General features: G+C 73.1%; 6 protein-coding genes. 5 read left to right on the top strand and 1 reads right to left on the bottom strand.

Features of this window, described 5'->3' with window-relative positions:
- Positions 1 to 307: 307 nt before the first annotated feature.
- Entirely contained in the window at positions 308 to 754 is a 447-nt protein-coding gene (locus ACFV1L_RS22860) for a DUF6210 family protein (RefSeq protein WP_380368473.1), read from the top strand.
- A gap of 84 nt (positions 755 to 838) precedes the next feature.
- Positions 839 to 1,492, top strand: coding sequence for an ankyrin repeat domain-containing protein (locus tag ACFV1L_RS22855; protein ID WP_380368471.1), 654 nt, complete (start codon positions 839 to 841; stop codon positions 1,490 to 1,492).
- A 244-nt stretch (positions 1,493 to 1,736) separates the two neighbouring features.
- Here ACFV1L_RS22855 and ACFV1L_RS22850 read toward each other — a convergent pair whose 3' ends face one another.
- The gene (locus ACFV1L_RS22850; protein ID WP_380368470.1) at positions 1,737 to 2,768 is read right to left on the bottom strand and encodes a LacI family DNA-binding transcriptional regulator; all 1,032 of its coding nucleotides are present in this window, start codon (positions 2,766 to 2,768) and stop codon (positions 1,737 to 1,739) included.
- Positions 2,769 to 3,058: 290 nt separating this feature from the next.
- Here ACFV1L_RS22850 and ACFV1L_RS22845 point away from each other — a divergent pair, with 290 nt between their 5' ends.
- From ACFV1L_RS22845 to ACFV1L_RS22835, 3 genes are read left to right on the top strand one after another with little or no spacing between them, the layout of a single operon-like run.
- Positions 3,059 to 4,330 (top strand): extracellular solute-binding protein, encoded by a 1,272-nt coding sequence (locus ACFV1L_RS22845; protein ID WP_380368468.1) that lies wholly within the window; start codon positions 3,059 to 3,061, stop codon positions 4,328 to 4,330.
- Positions 4,331 to 4,332: 2 nt separating this feature from the next.
- A complete protein-coding gene (locus tag ACFV1L_RS22840) occupies positions 4,333 to 5,307 on the top strand; it encodes a carbohydrate ABC transporter permease (RefSeq protein WP_380368467.1) in 975 nt (324 codons plus the stop codon).
- A 3-nt stretch (positions 5,308 to 5,310) separates the two neighbouring features.
- On the top strand, positions 5,311 to 6,186 hold the full coding sequence (locus ACFV1L_RS22835; protein ID WP_380368464.1) for a carbohydrate ABC transporter permease: 876 nt from the start codon (positions 5,311 to 5,313) through the stop codon (positions 6,184 to 6,186).
- The last annotated feature ends 50 nt before the right edge of the window (positions 6,187 to 6,236 follow it).

Here is a 6,236-nt window from a genome sequence, read left to right as displayed (position 1 = left end):
GTCCGGTGCTGGGTGCGGCCCTGACCACCGTTGACCGTCTGCGCACCGATCCGGCGTCGCTCTGGCAGCCCGACGGCGTGTGAGGCCGTTCGAGGACGGAGCCGCGTCCGCCCGTGGCCCGAAGAGGCGCTCCGTGCTTCGCCGTTGGCCCGCCGCGGTCCGGTGCTGGGTGCGGCCCTGACCACCGTTGACCGTCTGCGCACCGATCCGGCGTCGCTCTGGCAGCCCGACGGCGTGTGAGGCCGTTCGAGGCTGCCCGGGAAAACGGCGTGGCAGCCCGCTGCGGCTGTGTGCGACGCTCTCGCTCATGACCGAAGCGGACCCCGGCAAGCGGCAGATCTTCCTCGACCCCGACGGCTGCGGGGCGGACCAGGGCTGGATGTTCGTCATCGTGGCCGCGCCGACCGGCGTGGTGTACCGGAGCCAGGGCGGCGGGTACGGGTGCATCCAGTACCGGCAGGAGGGCTACCTGGTGCCGCTGTTCGGGCCGGGCCTGGACGAGCCCCTGCGGGAGATCTTCGTCGGGGAGTTGAAGGGCTGCGGATCCCGGCGCCTGGACTGGCCGCCCGCCCTGCTCGACCGCCTCCGGGCGACGGTCGCCCGGTTCGGCGTGTACGGCTCCGGCCGCGAGGACGACATGTTCCCTCCACCGCTCGCCCTCGACGAGTCCCGCCTCTCCGAGGTCGACGAGGCGTGGGTTCCGGTGCTGACGCCGGACGGCCCGGGGATCCTCGTCTGGGAGAACTCCGACTAGCGCCCGGCTCTGCCGGCCCCCGGCCCGGTCGGGTGCCTGGTGGCACGGCCTAGCATGGGGCGACTGCGGAACGAGGGGGATCTGATGGCCGAGTGGGACGGCGTGGCGGAGCGGGGCCAGTACAAGGAGGCGTACCAGGCCCAGTTGGACGAGGTGGCCGACGCGGCCTACCGGGGCGACTGGCCGGCCCTGGTCGCCGTCGTGGAGAAGTCGCCCGGCCTGGCCAACACCCGTCGCACCGGCGGGCGCAGCGGCTGGGCGCCGCTGCACCAGGCGGCCTGGCACGGCGCCCCGCCCGAGGTCGTCCGGCAGTTGCTGCGGGCCGGGGCGTGGCGCACGCTGCGGGCGGCGGACGGGGAGCGTCCCGTCGACGTCGCGGTCCGGCTGGAGCGCCACGAGCTGGTGGGGCTGCTGGAGCCGGCGCCCCTGCGCCCGTTGGCGGACCGGTCCCTGCGGGCGATGGAGGAGTACCTGCACGCCCTGGTCCGGATCCGCACCGCGGACTTCGGCGTGAAGCTGGCCCTGAACCTCCCGCAGATCAGTGTGCTGACCGAACTGCCCGAGGGGAAGGTGTGGTTCCCCGTGCCCGGCATGTACGGCGGCTTCTCGATCGCCCTGGAGGACGCCGAGACCTCGCCGCGGCTGAGCGTGAGCAGCCACTGCCGGGTCGCCGGCTATTCGGGCCAGACGCACCACATCACGGCGGACGGCTGCGCGCTGGTCGAGTCCGGCTGGTAGCCGCTCCGACGGTGCGCCGCGACCGGTGGCGCCCCGGGGCGGCCGGTGGCCGGGCGTGGTGCTGGGCGGGTGTGCCCGGCCACCGGAGCGGGTGGGGAGCGGCGCACCGCGTGACGGGGGCGAAACTTTCGGTTTGGTGGCGAATGTTCCGGCGCGCTCCGGACGAAGACGGTAGGCAAGCCGGGCAGCGCCGTCAACCGGTCGGCGGCGGGCCGGAGTTGACGGGTCGGGAGGTGTCGGGCCGTCAGGGGAGGTCGGGCGGCGGCGCGGTGGAGGCGCGGACGACGAGGCTGGTCGCGAGGTCGACGCGGGTGGCGGCGGGGTGCTCGCCGCGGCCGAGGCCGACGGCCATGCGGGCGGCGGTCTCGGCCATCTCCACCAGTGGCTGCCGGACGGTGGTGAGCGGTGGGCCGACCCAGCGGGCCAGCGGCAGGTCGTCGAAGCCGACCACCGAGAGGTCCTCGGGCACGCGCAGGCCGAGTTCGCGGGCGGCCTCGTACACGCCGAGCGCCTGCAGGTCGTTGCCGGCGAAGACCGCGGTGGGCCGGTCGGGGCGGGACAGCAGCGTCCGGGCCGCGGCGTACCCGGCCTCGTGGTGGAAGTCGCCCTCGTGGACGAGTTCCGGGTCGACCGGCAGCCGGGCGGTCTCCAGCGCGGTGCGGTAGCCGTCCACCCGGGCGCGGCTGCACATCATGCCGGACGGGCCGGAGATCATCGCGATCCGGCGGTGCCCGAGGTCGAGCAGGTGGCGGGTGGCGGCGAGGCCGCCCTGCCAGTTGCCGGTGCCGACGGCGGGCACCCCGTCGGCCGGGTCGCCGGCCGGGTCGAGGACGACGAACGGGATGTCGCGGCTGGTGAGTTGGTCGCGCTGGGCGGCGTCCAGGTCGGACAGCACCAGCACCACTCCGGCGGGCCGGCGGGCCAGCACGCCGTCCACCCAGGTCTGGCCGGGGGTGAGCCGCCCGGCGGACTCGGACAGCACGATGCTCAGGCCCTCGTCCCGGGCGACGTTCTCCACGCCGCGGATCACCTCCACCGCCCAGGCGCTGTCGAGCTGGTGGAAGACCAGGTCGAGCAGCCGGGACGGCGGTGCGGCGGTGCGGCGCCGCTGGTAGCCGGTGCGGCGCAGGATCGCCTCGACCTTGGCGCGGGTCGCGGGCGCGACGTCCGCCCGTCCGTTCAGGACTTTCGAAACTGTCGGCGCCGAGACGCCGGCCGCCCGGGCGATCTCCGACAGGGTCGGCGCGGGGTCGGGTTCGAGTTCTGCGGCGCTCATGGCACGGATAGTAGCGCCCCCGGCGGTCCGCGCGGGGCGGCGCAGGGAGCGGAGGCCGGTTCGGTCGGAAGCCTTGACTTGCCTGCCGGGCCGCCGTAGCTTCCTCGCAACATTCGAACCACAACCGAAACATTCGGCCAGTTCGACCCGTCCCGTGCCGCGCCCCCGCGCGGCGGGACTCTCCGCAGCTCAGCACCGCCACGACGGCGTGGGCGATGTCCCGCCCGGCACCGCCCGCGCCGTCGGAACCGAAACTTTCGAGCAGCTCCCTGCCCCTGGAGGCCCCCACCATGTTCGTTCGCAGACGCCTGCCAGTCGCCGCGCTGGCCGCCGCGACCGCGCTCACCCTGCTCACCGCCTGCGGCAGCGACGGCTCGGGCAGCGGCGGCGGCGCGCTCACCTGGTGGCACAACGGCAACCAGGACCCGCTGAAGACGGTCTGGGCCCACGCCGCCGCCAACTACCAGAAGGACCACGCCGGTTCGAAGCTCGACGTGGTGCCGATGCAGAACGAGCAGTTCCCCACCAAGATCCCGCTGGCCCTGCAGTCGAACACCCCGCCGGACATCTACTTCAACCAGGGCGGCGGCCTGCTCGCCACCCAGGCGCAGTCGGGCCGGGTCGCCGACCTGACCGCGCTCACCGCCGACTGGATCAAGGACCTCGGCCCCGCCGCCCAGGGCTGGGCCGCCGACGGCAAGCAGCTCGGCGTCCCCTACGACTCGCACGTGGTCGGCTTCTGGTACCGCAAGGACCTGTTCGCCAAGGCCGGCATCACCCAGCCGCCCGCCACCATGGACGAGCTGAAGGCCGACATCGGCAAGCTCAAGGCGGCCGGCAGCACCCCGATCGCGCTCGGCGGCAAGGACCGCTGGCCCGACGCCTTCTACTACGACTACTTCGCCGTCCGCGAGTGCTCCGTCGACACCCTCAAGTCCTCGGTGAAGGCCGCCAAGTTCACCGACCCGTGCTTCACCAAGGCCGGCCAGGACGTGCTCGACCTGATCGCCCTCAAGCCCTTCCAGGACGGCTTCAACGGCACGCCCGCCCAGCAGGGCACCGGCAGCTCGGCCGGCCTGGTCGCCGCCGGCCAGGCCGCGATGGAACTCCAGGGCGACTGGAACCCCAGCGTCATGCAGGCGCTGGCCGCCGACCCGTCCTACAAGGACCAGCTGGGCTGGTTCCCGTTCCCGGCGGTCACCGGCGGGGCCGGCGACCCGAGCGTCGCGCTCGGCGGCGGCGACGGCTTCTCCTGCACCGTCAAGCGCGCCGCCGACTGCGCCCAGGTGCTCAAGTACCTGACCGGCGCCGACGTGCAGACCGAACTGATCAACTCCGGCGCCGCCACCATCCCGGTCAACCCGGCGGCCGTCGGCGCCATCAAGGACCCGCTGGTGAAGCAGATCTACGACTACAACGCCAAGGCGAGCTACGTGCAGGTGTACTTCGACGTCGCCCTGCCGACCGCCGTCGGCCAGGCCCTCAACGACGCGGCCGCGGACCTGTTCGCGGGCAAGGGCGACGCCGGCTCGGTGGCCCGCGCGGTGAACTCGGCAGGCTGACCGTGAGCACCGTCGAGGAGGAGCGGGCCGCCCCGGCCCGCCCCGCCCAAGCACCCCGCAAGCGCCCCGCCCGGCGGCGCACCAGCACCCGCACCCGGGCCGAACTCGCCCTGCTGCTCGGCCCCGCGCTCGCCCTGTTCGCGCTGTTCGTCCTGGTGTCGATCGCCGCCGCCGTCTACTACAGCTTCTTCGACTGGAACGGCTTCGGCCCGCCCAGCAAGGTGGTCGGCCTCGCCAACTACCGCAAGGCGCTCGCCGATCCGGTGTTCCAGGGCGCCATCCGGCACAACGTGGTGTTCGCGCTGCTGTCCGTGGCGGTCCAACTGCCGCTCACCGTCGCACTCGCCCTGCTGCTCAACGGCCGCCTGCGCGGCCGGGCCGTGCTGCGGCTGATCGCCTTCACCCCGTACGTGCTCTCCGAGGCGATCACCGCCGTCGCCTGGCTGGTGATGCTCCAGCCCGGCGGCGCCGTCGACCAGGCCCTGCGCTCGGTCGGCCTGGACCCGCTCGTCCACCAGTGGCTGGCCGACCAGCACCTGGTGCTCTACACCCTGTTCGTGGTCTCCACCTGGAAGTACCTCGGCTTCGGCATCATCCTGTTCCTCGCCGGACTCCAGGGCGTGCCGGCGGAGTTGCGCGAGGCCGCCGCCCTGGACGGCGCCTCCGCCTGGCAAACCACCACCAAAGTGGTGCTGCCGCTGCTCGGCCCGACCATCCGGATCTGGATCTTCCTTTCGGTGATCGGATCGCTGCAACTCTTCGAACTGGTCTGGATCATGACGCTCGGCGGTCCCGCCGGATCCTCCGCCACCATGGCCACCTACGTCATCGACCGCGGCTTCCGCCGCTACCAGTTCGGCTACGGCAGCGCCGTCGCCGTGGTGCTGTTCGCGGTCTGCTTCGCCTTCGCGCTCGCCTACCAGCGGTTCGCGCTGCGCCGCGACACCGACGGCGCGCTCACCGGAAGGGTGGACTGACCCGTGACCGCACACCCCCTGGCCGCACACCCCGCGCCCGCCCGCCCGAGAAGGCTGTCGGGCCGCCGACTCGCCGTTCCCGGACGGTACCTGGCCGCCCTGCTGGTGGTCGGCGTGACGCTGGTCCCGATCGCCTTCGTGGTGCTCGGCGGCTTCCGCACCAACGCGCAGCTGAACGCCGACCCGACCGGGCTGCCGCACCCCTGGGTGCTCGGCAACTACCGCACCATCCTGGCCTCGTCGATGTTCTGGCGGCTGATGGGCAACAGCGCCCTGATCGCCGTCACCGCCACCGTCCTCACCTGCGGACTCGGCGCGATGGCCGGGTACGCGCTGGCCCGCTACCGCTTCCGCGGCCGGGAGGGCGTGTACACCCTGTTCTCCGCCGGACTGCTCTTCCCGCTCGGCGTCGCCTCGCTGCCCGTCTACCTGCTGCTGCGCCAACTGGACCTGCTGGAGAGCTGGTTCGGCGTCGCACTGGCGGAGGCGGCGTTCGGGCTGCCGGTCACCGTCGTGATCCTGCGGCCCTTCATGGCCGCGATCCCCGCGGAACTGGAGGACGCCGCCGCCGTGGACGGCTGCACCCGGCTCGGCTTCCTGTGGCGGATCATGCTGCCGCTGGCCCGCCCCGCCCTGGTCACCGTCGCCGTGCTCGCCTTCCTCGGCTCCTGGAACGGCTACCAGCTGCCCATGCTGGTCTTCAACGAGCAGTCGCACTTCACCCTGCCGCTCGGCGTCGCCACCTTCCAGTCCCAGTACTCGCAGGACACCGCGAGCATCCTCGCCTACACCGCACTGTCGATGCTGCCCGCACTCGGCTTCTTCGTCTTCGCCGAACGCCGCATCGTCGGCGGCATGGCCGGCGCCGTCAAGGGCTGAGAGACCCGCCGGTCCGCCCGGCGACCCGCCCGACACGACGTCAACCACCC

This window comes from Kitasatospora sp. NPDC059646 (genome assembly GCF_042734615.1).
Lineage (GTDB): Bacteria > Actinomycetota > Actinomycetes > Streptomycetales > Streptomycetaceae > Kitasatospora.
The sequence above is the reverse complement of the archived record's forward strand: the minus strand, read 5'-3'. Positions and strand labels throughout refer to the sequence as shown.